Here is an 18,154-nt window from a genome sequence, read left to right as displayed (position 1 = left end):
TCCAATCGTTTGTTTAATGTTACCTTGAAAATGTATAATCGTGCAAATTTACATAATTTTTCCCATACAAACAAGTAAAAGCACTAGCCAGCACATTATAATAATAGTGGAACTGTGTTTTTGTGTTTTTTATCATTCTACATCTTTTGATTACAGATTTCTTTTGTATATTTGCAGTTGTAATTTGTTACTATTCGAAATCAAAGTAAGCATATGAAAAAATATTTAAGATATCTTATGTTGTTTTTAGCAGTGACTTTCAGTTACTGTGTGATGGCACAAAGTGTTCAATGGCGTGATCAACATAAGATAAAACGCAAGGAAACAATCTTTGGTATTGCGAAAGAGTATGGGGTAACTATCCCACAGCTTCTTGATGCTAATCCATCAATGAAGCAGCCAGGATATGAGTTGAAGAAAGGTGATTTGATTTTTGTTCCTTATTCAAAGGAAGGTGACTTCCTTTCAGATGGCTCCGTAAAAGGTAAAACAGACAAGAAAGCAGCTACTAAGCCAGCTGTTGTTCAGGCTCCAGTAAAGGCTGTGAATACGATTCGTGTTGGTGTTATGCTTCCTTTGCATAATCAGGATGGTGATGGAAAACGAATGGTAGAGTTCTATCGTGGTGTGTTATTAGCTCTGAATCAACTCAAGAGTGAAGGAATTACTACAGATGTGCACGCGTGGAATGTTCCAAAGGGTGCTGATATCCGCAAAACCTTACTTGAGCCAAATACCTCAAAGTTAGATATTATCTTTGGTCCTCTTTATTCTGAGCAAGTAAAGCCATTGGCTGATTTTTGTCGTGCGTATGATATTAAGCTTGTGATTCCATTCTCAATAACAGGTAATGATGTTGAGACAAATCCTAATATCTTCCAAGTTTATCAGCCTGAAGCATCGTTGATAAACAAGTCTATTGCTGCTTATTTAGAGCGCTTCCAGAAATCGTTTCATCCTATCTTTATTAATTGTCAGGATCCTGCAAGTCAGGTGGGTGACTTCATAACAAGTTTGAGGAAACAGCTTGATTTACAGAAGATAAAGTATGATCTTACAAGCACAAAGTCGTCAAATGCAGAATTCTCAAAGCATTTTGACGCAACTCGTCCTAATGTTGTAATTCTTAATTCAGAGAAGAGTCCACAGCTAAATGAGGTCTTTGCTAAGTTAGCGCAATTAAAGAAGACACGTCCTGGTGTGGCAATCAGCCTTTATGGGTATAACCAATGGTTTGTTTATCAGGACTATTACCTCGACCAATACTTCAAGTATAATACCTATATCCCATCTACCTATTATTATAATAAGGCAGCGGATAAAACTAAAGAATTGGAAGCTAAGTATATAGAACAATACGGAGAGCCTATGGCAAGGCAGTATATTCCTCGTATGGCACTTATTGGTTACGATATGGCACAGTTCTTTGTACGTGGCTTGAAGACAATTGGAAAGAACTTCAACGGAGCTGCTTCGGAAGTAAAGTATCGTCCTTTGCAGACACGTTATGACTTTGTTCGTGTGGGACAGGGTGGATATATGAATGACAATTTCCAACTGGTTCATTTTAAGACAGACCAGACCATGGAGAATCTTGTCTATTAATTTATAGAAGAGAGCCTTACTTCAAAGATGAAAAATAGAATCTCAAGAATATTAGTTATCTTCCTATTTGCGTTGCCGTTGTCAGTTGCAGCGCAAATAGGAGATCATCGTAACGACTTTGCTATCGGTGTAAATGGTGGTTATATACTCTCTAACGTGGGTTTTACGCCGAGTGTAAGACAGTCTCTACATGGTGGAGTTACTGCTGGTTTAAGTTTGCGTTATGTTTGTGAGAAGTATTTCAATACCATTTGTTCTATCTATGGTGAGGTTAACTATGCCTCAATTGGATGGAAAGAGAAGATACTGACTGGTACCGATCAGCCTGTAATTAACTCCAATGGCTTGGCTGAAGAATACTCACGAACCATAAACTATGTTCAGATACCTGTTTTGGCACACCTTGCATGGGGACGTGAGCAGAATGGTTTTAACTTCTTCATTCAAGCAGGACCACAATTAGGAATTTATCTTGGTGAATCAACTTCTAAGAACTACGATACGCCTAACCTTGCTACCGATGGTACTGGGAGAAGTAATGCGACAATAGCACAGGAATCAATGGCTGTTGAAAAGAAATTAGACTATGGCATTGCGGCTGGCTTAGGAATGGAATATAGCAACAGCCACGTAGGACATTTCTTGCTTGATGCTCGTTATTACTATGGACTAGGTAATATCTATGGCAGTTCAAAGAAAGACTATTTCGGTAAGTCTAACTATGGTAATATAGTCATTAAGGCTACTTATCTTTTTGACATTGTAAAAACAAAGTAATTAATAACCTATAATTTTATCATTATGTTTGAAAACCAACCTAAAGCACTGTATGCGTTGGCATTAGCCAATACTGGTGAGCGTTTCGGCTATTACACTATGATAGCTGTGTTTTCTTTATTTTTAAGAGCCAATTTCGGATTATCTGCTGATACTGCTGGCCTGATTTATAGTATTTTTCTTGGCTTAGTTTACTTTTTGCCATTGATTGGTGGTATCATGGCTGATAAATTTGGCTATGGAAAGATGGTGACTATTGGTATCATTGTCATGTTTGCCGGTTATCTTTTCTTGTCTATTCCATTGGGTGGAGGAGTGACTGCTTTTATAGCAATGCTGGCTGCTCTGTTTCTGATTAGTTTTGGAACGGGCTTATTCAAAGGTAACTTACAAGTAATGGTGGGTAATCTTTATGATACACCAGAATTATCTGCAAAGCGTGACTCTGCATTCTCAATCTTCTACATGGCAATTAATATTGGTGCACTTTTTGCTCCTACTGCAGCTGTAAGAATTAGAGATTGGGCAGAAACATCACTTGGTTATTCAGGTAATGATGCCTACCACTTCTCTTTTGCGGTTGCTTGTGTATCATTAATTGTGTCAATGATGATTTATTATGCTTTCCGTAGCACTTTCAGACATGTTGAAGCTGGTGTAGGTAAGAGTAAGAAAGCTAATACTACAGTTGTTGAAGAAGAACTTACTCCACAGCAAACCAAGGAGCGTATTGTTGCACTTTGTCTTGTCTTTGCTGTCGTTATTTTCTTTTGGATGTCGTTCCATCAGAATGGTCTTACATTGACTTACTTCGCTGATGAGTTTGTTAATCCTAAGGCAGAGGGTGTTCAGACAATGGAATTTGATGTAATCAACCTTGTGATGATTATCTTTATGGTTTATAGTTCAATGTCATTTTTCCAAGGAAAGACTTCTAAAGCTAAGTTGATTTCAGCAGTAGTTTTCCTGGCTGCAGCTGGTATTTTAGTCTATAAATATAATAACATTGGTGGTCCAGTTGACATAAGTGCTCCTATATTCCAGCAGTTTAACCCATTCTATGTGGTAGCTTTGACTCCTATAAGTATGGCCATTTTTGGTGCTTTAGCAGCTAAGGGCAAAGAACCTAAAGCTCCTCGTAAGATTGCTTATGGTATGATTGTCGCTGGTAGTGCCTATCTACTTATGGTTTTGGCATCACGTGGCTTGCTTACTCCTAACGAACAGGCTGCTGCTAAGGCTGCAGGTGAAGCAGTTCCATTTGCTTCTGGTAACTGGTTGATTGGTACCTATCTCGTGCTTACCTTCGGTGAGTTACTGCTTAGCCCTATGGGTATTAGCTTCGTAAGTAAGGTTGCTCCTCCAAAGTACAAGGGTGCGATGATGGGTGGATGGTTTGTTGCTACCGCCATCGGTAACTTACTTGTCAGTGTTGGTGGTTACTTGTGGAACGATCTTCCTTTGACAGTCGTATGGTCTGTTTTCATTGTTCTATGTCTGCTCTCAGCAGGTTTCATGTTCCTTATGATGAAACGCTTGGAGAAAGTTGCATAAGAAGACGCTTATTTAATTATTGATCGTGATATAATGAAAGGCTGAACTCGAAGTACGGGTTCAGCCTTTTTATCATAGCGCAATATATAAGCAGTATTGTTGTTGTACATAGTTTGAATCTTTTAGGTTATCATTCATCTTCTGTACAACACAATACTACAAATCTATCCTATTTTAGTTTTTCAATCAAATACTTACCTGTTAGACTCTCTTTGCAATGTACCACTTCCTCTGGTGTACCGGCAATGACGAGGTATCCACCTTTATCACCACCATCTGGACCAAGGTCGATGACGTGGTCAGCACATTTGATAACATCGAGGTTATGTTCAATAACCAATATGTTGTGTCCACGATCGATGAGGGCATTGAAGGCATGAAGTAAACACTGGATATCGTGGAAGTGCAAACCCGTCGTAGGCTCGTCGAAGATAAAAAGCGTTGGTTCTTGCTGTTCTTGTCCAATGAAATAAGCAAGTTTCACACGTTGGTTCTCACCACCAGATAGGGTAGATGAACTTTGACCAAGTTTGATGTACCCCAGTCCGACATCCTCCAGAGGTTTTAAGCGGTTGACAATAGCTTTGCGCTTGTGCTCACCAAAGAACTGAATAGCCTCAGATACTGTCATATTTAGAACATCATTGATATTCTTTCCTTCGAATTGTACGTCAAGAATTTCATGTTTGAAACGCTGTCCGTGACATTCTTCACATTCCAATACAAGGTCTGCCATAAACTGCATCTCTACCGTAATGACACCAGCACCCTTACATTCTTCGCAGCGACCACCTTCTGTGTTGAATGAGAAATATTGTGGTGTGAAGCCCATCTGCTTAGACAATTGCTGGTCTGCAAATAGCTTTCTGATTTCATCGTATGCTTTCACGTAAGTTGCGGGATTAGAGCGCGTACTCTTACCGATAGGGTTCTGATCCACAAACTCCACGTGTTTTATCTGCTTCCAGTCCCCAGTAATGGCTGAATATTCACCTGGTGTGTCAGCAACTTCGTCTAAATGACGTTTTAGAGCAGGGTAGAGAATACCTTTCACTAGCGAAGATTTTCCACTACCGCTGACACCTGTTACCACGGTAAAGACATTCAGTGGGAACTTAACGTCAATACCTTTAAGATTATTCATGCGAGCTCCCTTCAGTTCTATCGCCATATTCCATGGTCTGCGACTTGCAGGTATGTCGATAACTTCGGTTCCTGTCAGGTATTTAATGGTATAGGAATGAGGATATTGCTCCAACAATTGCTTCGACTTCAAATTCTTTTTCTCTTTGATATCACCCTCTATAGACTTGATATCTGATACCTTACCTTCAAATACAATTTCACCACCCAGTCGTCCTGCATCAGGCCCAACGTCAATCAGGTAGTCGGCAGCACGCATGATTTCCTCGTCATGTTCCACGACAACTACCGTGTTGCCCAATGCTTGAAGTTCTTTGAGTACGTGAATAAGTCGGTCAGTGTCTCGGCTATGCAAACCGATGGAAGGTTCATCAAGTATATAGAGTGAACCAACTAGAGAAGAACCCAATGAAGTTGTGAGATTGATGCGTTGACTTTCACCACCACTCAGCGAGTTGGATTGGCGGTTAAGCGTTAGATAGCCTAATCCTACGTCCAATAGGAACTGAAGACGACTTGTTATCTCGGTCATCAATCGCTTACTAACTTCCTGTTCATGCTCTGTTAGTACAAGATTGTCAAACCATTTTTTAAGGTTGATAATTGACATATCAACAAGGTCAGTGATAGCCATACCGCCTATCTTAACCCATGTTGCTTCCTTCTTTAGCTTTGTACCATGGCAGTCTGGACAAACAGTTTTACCACGATAACGACTGAGCATGATGCGGTATTGAATCTTGTATTGGTTTTCTTTCAACATTTGGAAGAAAGTATCAATGCAGATACGATCGTGAATGTCTTTCTTTCTGTCGCTTGGAAGACCCTTCCAAAGGCTTTCCTTCTCCGCTTTAGTTAGTTCAAAATAAGGCTTGAAGATAGGGAAGGTGTCTTTTGCAGCACGTCTGCAGAACTCATCTTTCCATGTTGCCATCTTCTCACCATGCCAACATTGTACGCAACCATCATAGACAGACAGAGAAGAATCGGGTATAACTAACTTCTCATCAATTCCTATAACGCGGCCAAAACCTTCGCAAGTAGGACAGGCGCCAAGGGGAGAGTTAAACGAAAACATATTGTCGTTTGGTTCCTCAAAGCGAATGCCGTCTGCTTCGAAGCGAGTTGAGAAGTCATAAGTGAGCTTAGCTGGGAGTATCATCAGTTGAATATTGCCGTTGCCCTCATAGAAAGCTGTCTCACAAGAATCGGTAAGTCGGCTCAATGTCTCTTTAGACTTATCAACCGATAGACGGTCAATAACGAGATAAATCTGTATGTCTTTGTCCTTTGTTTTGCCTTTATTTCTCTCATCAACAGGATTTTGTTCAAGCCAATCTTCTATGCGAATAAAGTCATTATCCACATAGATACGTGCATAGCCCTCCTGCATCTCCATTTCAAGTTGAGTTTGTACGCTTCTTCCTTCAATGATGTGAAGAGGAGCAAGAATACAAAACTTTGTTCCTTCCGAATAAGACATCACCTTTTCAATGACGTCTTCAACAGAATGATGTTTCACTTCTTCACCCGAGATAGGACTGAAAGTTCTACCTATACGAGCATAAAGCAGACGAAGGTATTCGTATATTTCTGTTGAAGTGCCCACTGTAGAGCGTGGATTACGTGAGATAACTTTCTGCTCAATAGCTATGGCAGGGGGAAGTCCTTTGATGAAATCTACCTCAGGTTTAGCCATTCTTCCTAAGAACTGACGCGCATAAGCTGAAAGACTCTCAACATATCGGCGTTGTCCTTCAGCATAGAGAGTATCGAAGGCAAGTGATGACTTACCAGAACCTGATACGCCAGTGATAGCAACAAACTGACCTTGAGGGATTTTTACATCTATATCTTTTAGGTTGTTAACCTTAGCACCTTTTACCTCAATATATTTATTCATATTTTTCAACTTTATTCTACATTTATCCTTTCATACTCTTAAAAGTGATTTAAAGGATGAAGAGCAATATGCAAATTTACAAAAAATCGTTGGTTCTTTCTGATATTTACTTTATATTTGCAGCTGATATTTTATTTTTAAAGGATACAATTATGAGAGTTAAGAAATTATTGGTTATAGCTTTGTTGGCCCTTCCAATGATGGGTATGGCACAAAGTTCATACGTGCAGATAGGTGAATCTGCTAATACTACACAGTTCGAGAACAAGCAGAATAGTGCAGCTTACCAGCAGTGGTTAAGCCAGTATGAAGAGTGTGGTCAGCAAATCAACGCAATTTCTGAACAGTATCAGAAAGAGGTTGATAAGCGTGGCTATCCAAAGAAGAAGACTGTTAAGGCAAAGATTGCATTGATAAATCAGTATATCAGCTTGTTACAGCAGCAACGTGATTCACCAGAATTAAATCAGGGTGTTGATCTCGATAAGGTTAATAGTAAAATTTCTATGTGGCAGGAGCAGCTTCAAGGTTTAACTGCTTTGTTGAAGAAGATTTAAATTGTTTACATTGTAATATCAAAGAGGGTGTGTCAAAATGGACACATCCTCTTTTTTATTCTTCCTTTACCTTGTCTACCACATAATTCATTATTTACTGCGGCTATGCTGCTAATTTCATATAAAATGATTTATTGGGCTTTAAATAACCTATATAAACTTGTATACAGCATCTGAAGGTGACTAAAAGTAGCTCCATAACGGCTTTTAGTTCCTTGAGATTGGTTTTTCTACACATTTTCCCTATATTAAAGGCAATAGCGAAGAAGGCAAAGTCCATATTGACCTTGTCTTTTCCAAAATGCCTAAATCTCTTGTAGGCTTTATTATATTTTGTTTGTCCAAAAACAGCTTCAGGTTCTATGCACCTTCGTCCTCGATGCTTGATGCCTTCTTCCGAGGTCAGTAGTTCCCGTGCCTTTTGTTTATAGTGCTGTAGTTGGTGATTTACTTCTATAATTCTGTTCCCTCTTGCTTTAAAACATGAGCCTCTCAACGGACAACCATCACAGCGTTCTGCCTGATAACGTACGCTGTAAGTAACGAATCCGTTAGAGGTTAGGGAACGCTTCATGCCTATACGCTTCATATGCTGTCCCATAGGGCAGACGTAGAAATCCTGTTCCTTATTATAATAAAGGCTTGCGGGACTGAATGGGTTAGGTGTGTGGCGTGGACGCTGCTCTTTATGGAAGTAGTTATACTTCACATAGGCTTCCATATTATGTACGTCCATGAACAGATAGTTCTCCTCGGAGCCATACCCTGAATCAGCTACGACTGTCTTGGTATAACGATGATAGCGTGATTTGAAGGACTCCAAGAAAGAAGGTAGTGTGAGTGTATCGGTACGATTGGCATAGAGTGCAAAGTCGGTGATGAACTGGTTCTCCGTTGCTATCTGCAGATTATATCCAGGCTTAGTCTGTCCGTTCCGCATAGCGTCCTCCTTCATGTGCATAAACGTGGCATCAGGGTCGGTCTTGCTGTAGGAGTTTCTCTCTCCCATAATCTCAAGGTGTTGGTCATACTCCTGGAGTTTATTACGTTTCTTCTCAAGCTCTTTAAGCTGTTTTTTCTTGGTTCTAACAGCCTGCTTCTCTTCTTTTGTCTTAGGTTTAGGGATTGATTCCAAAGACTTGTTCAATTCCTCGGATATCTCATCGAGCAGAGCTGCAGTGAACTCAATACCTTCTTTTTAGCGGCATTGTCCTGCGCTATGACATCATCAACCTGAAGCAAGAGTGTGCGTATTTGTTCCTGCAACTTGGTGCGGTTCTTTTCCACGGTTCTCTTCCAAACGAAGGTATACTTGTTGGCTTTCGATTCTATTTTTGTGCCGTCAATATATTCAACGTCAAGACTTATCAAACCTTTGGCTGCAAGTATTAATACGACTTGTGTGAATATATTGTTGATTTCCTTTTTCACACGATTACGAAAACGATTGATGGTAATAAAATCAGGCTGCTCATATCCTGCCAGATAGATGAAATGAATGTCACGCTTGAGAAGCGACTCTATACGACGGCAGGAATAGATATTATTCATGTAAGCGTAAAGAATCACCTTGAGCATCATTTGTGGATGATAAGGCTTGCGACCACTGGGTTTATAAAGTTTGTAGACATTATCCAACATAAGATTATCCACCAAGGCATCTAAAAGACGAACAGGGTCATCTTCTGCGATATCCTTATCGATTCTTTGAGGAAAAAGAATCATTTTCTTGTGTATGTAAGAACGAAAGTGTACCTTTGCCATAATGAGATTTTTTGTATGCCTAAAGGTACAAAAACTTTAGGAAATAGCAAAGCCCTGGCTTGAGAAAGTCGGGGCTTTGTGCATAAAAAAGAGGATGTGTACATTTTGACACACCCTCTTTTCTAATCTATTGCTCTTCACCATCTGTGTTAAGCAGAACTTTCTTGTTTCCTCTCTTTGCTTCAAAGTAAGGTGGTTCGTCTCTCAACGAAATACTATCATAGACGAATGGTGCCACAATGGTATCCTTCCCGTCAGGGAGTATTAAGCCAAGCTTCCCATCAATTTGTGCTATGAGTGGCATTGTTCGCAAGTCGTCAACATAGACATAACAAGTACGAAGGAACTCATACTTCGGTTCAACGAGTGTACGTCCTCTGTGATCGAGAATACCAAACTTCCCTTTTCGTTCGATAACCTCATGATACTGAATGTAAATCTCACGTATAAGGTTCAGATACTTCACCATCTTTCGTTTATCGTTGACCAATGTTACGAGGTAATCGAAGGTGTCAGAGTAGTTTGCCATCGCACGAGCTAAGACAATCTTCATGTCTAATCCTTTGATAGCCTTGCGGTTTAAGTCGATGTATCGTGCAATAGCAGCCTCCTTTTCCTTCATAGGTAGGTCTTTCAGATGCTCTTCAAAGCGTAACATCTGTTGTTTGCTGCCGTGCATTGCTTTGATGTATCTGTGAATCTGTCGTCCCATCTCCATGCACACGAAATGGCGGATTTGCTGTTCCTCTATAGGGTCAGCATATTCCTGGTTGAAGTTGTCTTGCGTAATCATGGGCTTTTTCTCCTTTGTTTTTGCCAAAGATACTGACTTTTAATAGTTCTACCAAGGAATTAAAAGAATTTAATTCAAATGTTTTTAAAATACCTTTATTTTAATCTTTGAACTAAAGGTGAAGTTCAACATCTTTACCAAATGGAGCAAGGGACAGACCTGCCATTTTAAAGTGTTGCTTTGCAAAAGGAATACCTATAATCGTGATGGCAAGAAGTAGTCCAAAGAAGATGTGGGTAAGACATGCCCAAAAACCACCAAAGATTATCCAAATGATATTGAGTGGAATGGTGATACAGCCTGAAAGACTTTCTCCTTCTCTCACTTCTGCCCCAAAAGGCCATAGACACAAGAGTCCGAGCTTGAATGTTTGTACTGCAGCTGGTATGCCGATAATGGTGATGGCAAGTGCTAAACTACCTGTAAAATAACCGATAGCAGCCTCTAATCCGCCAAATATCCACCAGATGATGTTTCCCAGAATACGCATAATTTATTTATGAATTTAAATGATAATATGCAGATTCTTCTTCTGCTTTTATGTTTAATAATTTAAGTTTCAAATATGATTGACACTTTGTAACTTGTTATCTTCAGCTTGTGTCAACCTTTTTACTAACAAGTCCTGTATTATATTAGTAATGTTTAAGAAGATGTTTACTATCTGTTTATCTGATAAAGGATGAAGAAGTTATTTATGATTACCATTATAAATCTTTATTTCAAGCTTTTATTAATAAACTTATGACTAATTATTTACTGGTAACGAAGATTTCCTTACGGACTAAATGATGTCTATTATTTCTTCTAGTGGCTTTCTTTTCTTCTCATTCGTTGGACAGTCGTCAGCAAGGTGACCAACAGGTACGATGACAACTGGCTCAAAACCTAGATATGGAAAGGTCTCTTTCAGTTTGGCAACATTGAAGTTACATACCCAACAAGTGCCTAAACCACGTTCAGTGGCAGCTAGGCATAGGTGTTCAGTTGCAATGGCCACATCGATATCACCATGCTGCTTGTTATCCTCTGACCGGATCCAGTTCTTCTCAACCTCACGCATACAGATGATGTAAAGTGGTGCTGACTTGAACCATTCACGATTGTAGCATTCATGAAGTTTCTTTTGTGACTCTTCTGACTTTATGACAACAAATTTCCATGGCTGTTTATTGACAGCTGATGGTGCCATACGTGTCACCTCAAGGATATAACTTAAGTCCTCTTCTGACACAGGAATGTCACTGTATTTACGTACGGAAAAACGTTTTTGAGAGAGTTCTAAAATGTTCATGATGTGTGGTTAAATCTATATGGTGAGGAGGATAGTGTAGAGTAGAGATGATTCTCTGCTTATTTCAACTCTTCCTTATAATATAATATTGCTTTGATGGCGATTTGTTCAGCTTCTTCGATGGTGCAATTTAATTTGCCTCCAGAGGCGTCAGCATGCCCTCCGCCATTAAAGAACTTTGCTGCCATTGGTTGACAATGGAATCCGTTGCATGAACGGAGACTCACGAGGATGGTCTTTGGCTTCTCAGTGTCTTCGCGCAAAGATATACTTAGTTTTAGTCCTTTAATCTGTTGTGGAATATTTACAAGCCCTTCCATGTCACCTTTAATGAAATGGAATTGTGTCATTTCTTCCTTTGTTACTGTATAATAGGATGCGTGTAACTCCTCAATTACTTTCATCTTGTTGAGAATAATGTGAGCTCGGAGACGGAGAGCGTTGGTAGAATAGTTATGGAATACACGGTTATAAATCTCGTCCTTATCAATATTCTTTGCAAGAAGTTGACCGATAATATAGAATATCTCTGGGCGTGACGAATTATAGGTGAAGGCACCTGTGTCGGTCATCATACCACAATAAATGCAGGATGCACATTGGGTTGTCATCTTCTCGTAGCCATCTAACTGACTAATCAGGCGGAAGACAATCTCACATGTACTTGACATTTCAGGATGAGAAATTGTCAGTGCATTGTTCGTCTCAGGCTCTAAATGATGATCAATGAGCAGACGAAGAGCTGTTGAAGCCTCCAAAACTCCTTGCATTGCATCAACACGTGAACTTTGGTTGAAGTCGAGACAGCAAACGAGGTCAGCCTCCTTGAAAACTTTCTCAACCTCCTTTGGTCGTCTATCATAACGAATAACGGAATTATGTCCTGGGAGCCAATGCAAGAAATCAGGTGTTGCATCAGGCATACATACCTTAACGTTTGCCTTGCCAATTTGGTTTAGATAATGCATCCACGCCAACGACGAACCTGTTGCATCACCATCAGGTGATTTATGAGCACAGATTACGATGTTTTTTGCATTGGAGAGAAGGTTGCGAAGTGCTGCAAGTTCTTCTTTATTCAGTAGGTTTAATTCCATTATAGCAATGAGCTTTGATGAGTGTTTGAAAGTTGTTTGGCAATTATGCCATAGTGTGTACAAGTGAGAGAAATATAGACCCCTGCCTGAATATCCGTCTTACACCTTGAAGGATTTCGAAGAATGTATGCGGAGGTAGTACCCAGGCAGGGGTTATGTGTTAGAACAATTTAGCAGGATATACACCCTCGTCAACTAGTGACTGAATCTTGTCAACCACACCCTGGCGGTCGGCTGCGTAAGTTACACCAAACCACTTACTGGTAGTGTCAAGTACTTTCACTGTTGATGTGCCATCGTTGATGAGTTTGTTTACCATCAATGGAATGAAGTATTCAGACTTCTTGTTCTCCATGTTCTTTGGATCAGAGAGGAATTCCTTGAAGTAAGCCTCACTATAGTCGAAGTAGTCAGGTGTGAAGCCCCATACATTCATAGATACAGGAGTGTTCTCATCAACAGCAACCCACTCTCCATTATCGTCTTTATACTTGATTTCACCATCACGGCGTTCAATCTCTGTACGTTCAACAACTGTCGTAAGGTTACCATTAGCATCAGTTGAGCAGATACCACGAGCAACAGTACCATTCTCACTCAGCGTGTTACCTATGCGGAAACCAACCATTGCATACTTATTTGTAGAACCTTCTGGAAGGTCAGCAAGGAACTTACCTATTACTTTGAAGCAGTCACGATTATAAAAATCATCGCAGTTGATAACGCAGAAAGGCTCTCTGATAACTTGTAAAGCCATCAATACAGCATGGTTCGTACCCCATGGCTTCTCACGCCCTTCTGGAACATTGAACCCTTCAGGCAATGCATCGATGCTTTGGAAGACAAGTTCTGTAGGGATATGACCCTCATACTTTGACAGAACCTGACTACGGAACTGCTCCTCGAAATCCTTGCGGATAACAAAAACAATCTTTCCAAATCCAGCCTGAATAGCATCATAGATAGAATAGTCCATAATGGTCTCACCATTAGGTCCTAGCTCATCGAGCTGCTTCAGCCCGCCGTAGCGGCTTCCCATACCTGCCGCAAGAAGTAATAATGTAGGTTTCATTTTCTTTTTCTATCGTTAAATTAATATTATGTTCTGAATGCAAAGGTAAGAAAAATATAGGATATTTTATTATTTTGTGTTGTGAATTATGAGCGTTTAGCTTGTTGTTTGTTCTTAACTTCTTCACGTTTAAATTAATTCCTTATTTCTACCCTAATAATCAACATCATTTTCTTGTCTATATTTCTTTCTCCTTTCATCTTCTACATAACTAGTAGCTTATTATTTCAAAGTATTATGCCCTAGCAAATGCGTGATGGGGTGGGGGAAGAAAAGATAGATGTTAGGCACGCTTCATGAGAATAGAACGTTCTATGGGTGAGAACTTCTCTATTGCATAACGTAGCATGGTGCGTGGCATATCTGCTCTGTGGCTCATAATATAATCGTAAAGGCGGTCGGAATCTCGCTTCCCCGCTTCACGTAGCATCCAACCAATTGCCTTGTGCATTAAGTCGTGTGGATGATGCATCATCAATTCGCTCAGCGCATAGGTATCTTCTAATTGTCCTTTGCGGATAAAGGCGTAAGTTGATACAATCGCAATACGATTATCCCATAATAATCGATTTTGAGCAAGCTGATAAAGAATATCACGTGACTTGTCGAGCAGATATTCACCAACAATGTGGTGACAAGATAAGTCAACGAGATCCCAATTGTTGATATGATTGGTTTGCGATAGATAGAGGTCAAATAGTTTCTGTCGTAAGGTCTCATCTTTTTTCTTACTGGTTTCTACCATAATAATTAAGGCGCAAAGACGCACTTCGTGCCATTCTGACTCTAGCAACTCTCTTATTTCTTCAAGTGAAATCTCTTTGTGCCGTTTGGCAATCGTTCTGATATTAGGTACGGTAACGCCTAAGAAACGATCGCCTTCTCCGTATTGTCCTTTGCCTGCCTTGAAAAATTTTGGAAAGATCTCTCGTTTCTCAGCATTTGAAAGTGATTGGAGTTCTTGTGTTATGGTTTTATTAATCTGCGTCATAGTAAGTCATTTGTTGTTTTACCATTATTCATTGTCAGTTGCAAAGATAGTTTTTTATTTTGGTTTTAGTTTAATTACTATGAATAAACTGACAGGTTGTCAGATAATGTTTTTACAACTGTCAGTAAGTCGTTTTGGCATAGTTTTCGTATAACGTAAGGCAAAACGACTTTTTATAGGTCGTAAAGGAATTGGAAATTAAAATCTTAAAACATAACAATTATGACAATTAAACCTTTAGCAGACAGAGTCCTCGTGCTTCCAGCACAGGCAGAAGAGAAAGTTGGTGGTATTATTATCCCAGATACTGCCAAAGAAAAACCACAACGTGGTAAGGTGGTAGCCGTTGGTAATGGTACAAAGGAAGAAGAGATGATTCTGAAAGTTGGTGATGAGGTTCTCTATGGCAAGTACGCTGGTACTGAGCTTGAGAATGATGGAGAGACATATTTAATCATGCGTCAGAGTGACGTGCTAGCAGTTGTTGGCTAAGCACATATTTTTCCTAAAAGAAAACAGCTTTTATAAAAAAGAGATACTTAGAAATGATGGTATAGCTTAAAAGATAAAAGCAGAAAACAATTAGTTAAAAAAAGAATAAAGAAAATGGCAAAAGAGATAAAATTCGATACAGATGCACGTGAACTTTTGAAGAGTGGTGTAGATCAATTGGCAAACGCTGTAAAGGTAACACTCGGCCCTAAGGGACGTAATGTTGTTATTGGTAAGAAATTTGGTGCTCCTCAGATTACAAAAGATGGTGTTACAGTAGCTAAGGAGATAGAGCTCGAAGATAACTTTGAGAATGCAGGTGCACAGCTTGTTAAGAGTGTTGCTAGCAAGACTGGTGATGATGCAGGTGATGGCACAACTACTGCAACCATCCTTACACAGGCTATTGTCACAGAAGGCTTGAAGAATGTTACAGCAGGTGCTAACCCAATGGACCTCAAACGCGGTATCGATAAGGCTGTTGCAAAGGTTGTTGAGCATATCAAGGACTCAGCAGAGGTTGTTGGTGACAACTATGATAAGATTGAACAGGTTGCTACCGTAAGTGCTAACAACGACCCAGAAATTGGTAAGTTGCTTGCTGATGCAATGCGTAAAGTTTCTAAGGATGGTGTTATCACTATTGAGGAGAGCAAGACTCGTGAGACAAGTATTGGAGTTGTTGAGGGAATGCAGTTTGATCGTGGCTATCTCTCTGGTTACTTCGTAACAGATACAGATAAGATGGAGTGTGAAATGGAGAACCCATATATCCTCATCTATGATAAGAAGATTTCAAATGTTAAGGATTTCCTTCCAATCCTTCAGCCTGCTGCAGAGAGCGGTCGTCCATTGTTGGTGATTGCTGAGGATGTTGATTCAGAGGCTTTGACAACATTGGTTGTGAACCGCTTGCGTGCAGGATTGAAGATTTGTGCAGTGAAGGCTCCAGGCTTTGGCGACCGTCGTAAGGCTATGCTCGAAGATATTGCAGTATTGACTGGTGGTGTAGTTATCAGCGAGGAAAAGGGCCTTTCATTGGATAAGGCAACGATTGAGATGCTTGGAACAGCTAAGAAGGTTACCATCTCTAAAGATAATACAACAATTGTTGATGGTGCTGGTGCTAAGGATGCTATCAAAGATCGCGTAGCTCAGATTAAGAATGAGATTGCTGCTTCAACAAGTTCATACGATAAGGAGAAGTTGCAGGAGCGTTTGGCTAAGCTTGCTGGTGGTGTAGCCGTTCTCTATGTAGGTGCTAACTCTGAGGTAGAAATGAAGGAGAAGAAGGATCGTGTTGACGATGCACTCTGTGCTACTCGTGCCGCTATCGAAGAGGGTGTTGTCGTTGGTGGTGGTACCACATACATCCGTGCTCAGGAGGCATTGAAGGACCTTAAGGGTGAGAACGCAGACGAGCAGACTGGTATCAATATCGTATGCCGTGCTATTGAGGAGCCTCTCCGTCAGATTATTGCTAATGCTGGTGGTGAAGGTGCAGTAGTAGTAAATAATGTTCGCGAAGGAAAGGGTGACTATGGTTACAATGCTCGCAAGGATGTTTACGAGGATCTTCGTACAGCAGGAGTTATCGATCCAGCAAAGGTTTCACGCGTTGCTCTTGAGAATGCAGCTTCAATTGCTGGCATGTTCTTGACAACTGAGTGCCTCATCGTTGATAAAGTAGAGGATACTCCAGCAATGCCAGCAGCTCCAGGTATGGGTGGCATGATGTAATACATGTATATTCAAACACATTATAGATAAAAGGAAGGCATCGAAAGGTGTCTTCCTTTTTCATTAATATAATTAATTCTTCGATTTTAGATGAAGGTATGATATTTCCAAGTAACAGGTCTATTGTGAGTCATATCATACAAAAATGATTTAAATTTAGTTTACTGTCACTTTACTCTGAAGTTTTCCTTGAATAAACAGCATGTCTTTATGATTCTCACATTCCTCATTGGTTTGGGTGGGGGATTTCATGCCTATGCAAGACCCAGGAAGCCCCGAAAAACCTCATATCAACATATAGAGCTACAAAAAGACATCTCAATATATAAAATTTTGGCTTATGTGACAAAAGTGTGCTTATTTTAGCGTCGTTTTCTCTTATGTGACAAAAATGTGCTTAAAATCTCCCATTCCCCTTTTATTTCTTAGGAGAATGGGACTTTATAAAGTCTTGGATGAAGATCTTTCTTCTTTCCATACTGATCCCCTTGTGTAGGTTCAATTTTGTCTTTAAATCTGCATTGAGTGATTCAATGGCATTGTTTGTATTTGGCATCTTCAATTCAGGGTAATCATAGTATGTCCACAATGACGACATATTCCTTTTAAGGCTCAAAAAAGCACTACGTAGAGCTTTATGAGTATAATGTGATTTTCCATCTTCTGTTGTTGTCCGTTCCTTAAGAAAATCCTCCCACTTGGTGTACCATTCCTTTAAAGCCCCAATAAAGGACTCCTTGTCCGTATGACATAACATCTTGGATAATTCAAGCAGTTCTTTTGAAGCCTCAAGCTTGGGTCTTGAAGTTAGTTTTGTCTTTATAGTCATTACTTGATGGAACTGGCATAATTGGAATTTATAATTGGGAAAAGCTTGCCTAAGTCCCTTAAAACCATCGCATACAAGCCCTTGAATGGTATACCCAAGTGACTCCAAGTAGCTTATGCCCTCCTTATAGTCTTCAAGACGTTCATGCCTATTGATAAACTTAAACCAAAGTACATCACCAGACAATGAATCCTTCATGATAACGACACCAAAATTACGTCCCCAATAGGTGGCATCCATTAAAACCACTACAGGGCGAACAAGAAGGTTGGGAAGTTCTTCTTTATAAGATTTGGTGAGTTTTCTATAAATTGTCCTGGTTGAAACTCCGTACTCCTCTGATAGATCTTTGACTGTTAGATTACCCTTGGAATAACGATTATTGACAATGGTATTGGTAAGGCGATTATGTCCAACAAAGCTCCTCTTACAGCACTTACAATACCAGCGTTGACTACCATTAAGATGACCACGTTTTATAGTCGATTTTGAGCCACAATAAAAGCAGATTTTTTGCCATAAAAATATAAATAAAACAAAGAT

14 protein-coding genes and 1 pseudogene are annotated in these 18,154 nt (G+C 39.9%); 6 read left to right on the top strand and 9 right to left on the bottom strand.

Annotation, left to right across the window (positions count from 1 at the left end):
- The first annotated feature begins 213 nt into the window (after positions 1-213).
- From J4856_RS09445 to J4856_RS09435, 3 genes are read left to right on the top strand one after another with little or no spacing between them, the layout of a single operon-like run.
- A complete protein-coding gene (locus tag J4856_RS09445; RefSeq protein WP_025838050.1) occupies positions 214-1,605 on the top strand; it encodes a PBP1 and LysM peptidoglycan-binding domain-containing protein in 1,392 nt (463 codons plus the stop codon).
- 27 nt (positions 1,606-1,632) lie between these two features.
- Positions 1,633-2,382, top strand: a complete 750-nt coding sequence (locus tag J4856_RS09440; RefSeq protein WP_025838052.1) for a porin family protein — start codon at positions 1,633-1,635, stop codon at positions 2,380-2,382.
- Between the two features lie 24 nt (positions 2,383-2,406).
- Positions 2,407-3,936, top strand: coding sequence for a peptide MFS transporter (locus J4856_RS09435; RefSeq protein WP_025838054.1), 1,530 nt, complete (start codon positions 2,407-2,409; stop codon positions 3,934-3,936).
- Positions 3,937-4,105: 169 nt separating this feature from the next.
- Here the strand turns inward: J4856_RS09435 and uvrA are convergent, their stop codons facing one another.
- Positions 4,106-6,982 (bottom strand): excinuclease ABC subunit UvrA, encoded by a 2,877-nt coding sequence (gene uvrA / locus J4856_RS09430; protein ID WP_065367777.1) that lies wholly within the window; start codon positions 6,980-6,982, stop codon positions 4,106-4,108.
- A 152-nt stretch (positions 6,983-7,134) separates the two neighbouring features.
- Here uvrA and J4856_RS09425 point away from each other — a divergent pair, with 152 nt between their 5' ends.
- The gene (locus tag J4856_RS09425; protein ID WP_025838057.1) at positions 7,135-7,539 is read left to right on the top strand and encodes a hypothetical protein; all 405 of its coding nucleotides are present in this window, start codon (positions 7,135-7,137) and stop codon (positions 7,537-7,539) included.
- Between the two features lie 103 nt (positions 7,540-7,642).
- Here the strand turns inward: J4856_RS09425 and J4856_RS09420 are convergent.
- The 7 genes and pseudogenes from J4856_RS09420 to J4856_RS09390 all read right to left on the bottom strand — a co-directional run bounded on the left by J4856_RS09420 (position 7,643) and on the right by J4856_RS09390 (position 14,550).
- Positions 7,643-9,303, bottom strand: a pseudogene (locus J4856_RS09420) (IS1182 family transposase).
- Positions 9,304-9,430: 127 nt separating this feature from the next.
- On the bottom strand, positions 9,431-10,096 hold the full coding sequence (locus J4856_RS09415) for a hypothetical protein (RefSeq protein ID WP_025838059.1): 666 nt from the start codon (positions 10,094-10,096) through the stop codon (positions 9,431-9,433).
- A gap of 112 nt (positions 10,097-10,208) precedes the next feature.
- Entirely contained in the window at positions 10,209-10,586 is a 378-nt protein-coding gene (locus J4856_RS09410; RefSeq protein ID WP_025838062.1) for a YccF domain-containing protein, read from the bottom strand.
- Between the two features lie 294 nt (positions 10,587-10,880).
- On the bottom strand, positions 10,881-11,390 hold the full coding sequence (locus tag J4856_RS09405) for a nitroreductase family protein (protein WP_065367779.1): 510 nt from the start codon (positions 11,388-11,390) through the stop codon (positions 10,881-10,883).
- Positions 11,391-11,449: 59 nt separating this feature from the next.
- A complete protein-coding gene (locus J4856_RS09400) occupies positions 11,450-12,487 on the bottom strand; it encodes a DHH family phosphoesterase (RefSeq protein ID WP_025838064.1) in 1,038 nt (345 codons plus the stop codon).
- Between the two features lie 160 nt (positions 12,488-12,647).
- Complete coding sequence (locus J4856_RS09395) at positions 12,648-13,559, bottom strand: glycosyltransferase family protein (RefSeq protein WP_025838065.1); 912 nt, start codon at positions 13,557-13,559, stop codon at positions 12,648-12,650.
- Between the two features lie 283 nt (positions 13,560-13,842).
- Positions 13,843-14,550, bottom strand: a complete 708-nt coding sequence (locus J4856_RS09390) for a DNA alkylation repair protein (RefSeq protein WP_025838067.1) — start codon at positions 14,548-14,550, stop codon at positions 13,843-13,845.
- 222 nt (positions 14,551-14,772) lie between these two features.
- Between J4856_RS09390 and J4856_RS09385 the strand changes: the two genes are divergently transcribed.
- Both J4856_RS09385 and groL read left to right on the top strand, forming a co-directional pair.
- On the top strand, positions 14,773-15,042 hold the full coding sequence (locus J4856_RS09385) for a co-chaperone GroES (protein WP_025838069.1): 270 nt from the start codon (positions 14,773-14,775) through the stop codon (positions 15,040-15,042).
- Between the two features lie 114 nt (positions 15,043-15,156).
- Positions 15,157-16,782, top strand: coding sequence for a chaperonin GroEL (gene groL / locus J4856_RS09380; RefSeq protein ID WP_025838071.1), 1,626 nt, complete (start codon positions 15,157-15,159; stop codon positions 16,780-16,782).
- A 418-nt stretch (positions 16,783-17,200) separates the two neighbouring features.
- Here the strand turns inward: groL and J4856_RS09375 are convergent, their stop codons facing one another.
- Entirely contained in the window at positions 17,201-18,121 is a 921-nt protein-coding gene (locus J4856_RS09375; RefSeq protein ID WP_428842426.1) for an IS256 family transposase, variant Zn-binding type, read from the bottom strand.
- Between the last annotated feature and the right edge of the window lie 33 nt (positions 18,122-18,154).

The sequence above is a fragment of the Prevotella scopos JCM 17725 genome, from assembly GCF_018127785.1.
GTDB classification, from domain to species: domain Bacteria; phylum Bacteroidota; class Bacteroidia; order Bacteroidales; family Bacteroidaceae; genus Prevotella; species Prevotella scopos.
Note: the sequence above shows the minus strand (reverse complement) of the source record. Positions and strands in the feature narration are given on the sequence as shown.

What these genes read in the sequence shown, in the direction of transcription:
- J4856_RS09405 (WP_065367779.1), bottom strand. Translation starts at nt 11,390, where the DNA reads ATGAACATTTTAGAACTCTCTCAAAAACGTTTTTCCGTACGTAAATAC.
- J4856_RS09410 (WP_025838062.1), bottom strand. Translation starts at nt 10,586, where the DNA reads ATGCGTATTCTGGGAAACATCATCTGGTGGATATTTGGCGGATTAGAG.
- J4856_RS09435 (WP_025838054.1), top strand. Translation starts at nt 2,407, where the DNA reads ATGTTTGAAAACCAACCTAAAGCACTGTATGCGTTGGCATTAGCCAAT.
- J4856_RS09425 (WP_025838057.1), top strand. Translation starts at nt 7,135, where the DNA reads ATGAGAGTTAAGAAATTATTGGTTATAGCTTTGTTGGCCCTTCCAATG.
- J4856_RS09415 (WP_025838059.1), bottom strand. Translation starts at nt 10,096, where the DNA reads ATGATTACGCAAGACAACTTCAACCAGGAATATGCTGACCCTATAGAG.
- J4856_RS09390 (WP_025838067.1), bottom strand. Translation starts at nt 14,550, where the DNA reads ATGACGCAGATTAATAAAACCATAACACAAGAACTCCAATCACTTTCA.
- J4856_RS09440 (WP_025838052.1), top strand. Translation starts at nt 1,633, where the DNA reads ATGAAAAATAGAATCTCAAGAATATTAGTTATCTTCCTATTTGCGTTG.
- uvrA (WP_065367777.1), bottom strand. Translation starts at nt 6,982, where the DNA reads ATGAATAAATATATTGAGGTAAAAGGTGCTAAGGTTAACAACCTAAAA.
- J4856_RS09385 (WP_025838069.1), top strand. Translation starts at nt 14,773, where the DNA reads ATGACAATTAAACCTTTAGCAGACAGAGTCCTCGTGCTTCCAGCACAG.
- J4856_RS09445 (WP_025838050.1), top strand. Translation starts at nt 214, where the DNA reads ATGAAAAAATATTTAAGATATCTTATGTTGTTTTTAGCAGTGACTTTC.
- J4856_RS09395 (WP_025838065.1), bottom strand. Translation starts at nt 13,559, where the DNA reads ATGAAACCTACATTATTACTTCTTGCGGCAGGTATGGGAAGCCGCTAC.
- J4856_RS09400 (WP_025838064.1), bottom strand. Translation starts at nt 12,487, where the DNA reads ATGGAATTAAACCTACTGAATAAAGAAGAACTTGCAGCACTTCGCAAC.
- groL (WP_025838071.1), top strand. Translation starts at nt 15,157, where the DNA reads ATGGCAAAAGAGATAAAATTCGATACAGATGCACGTGAACTTTTGAAG.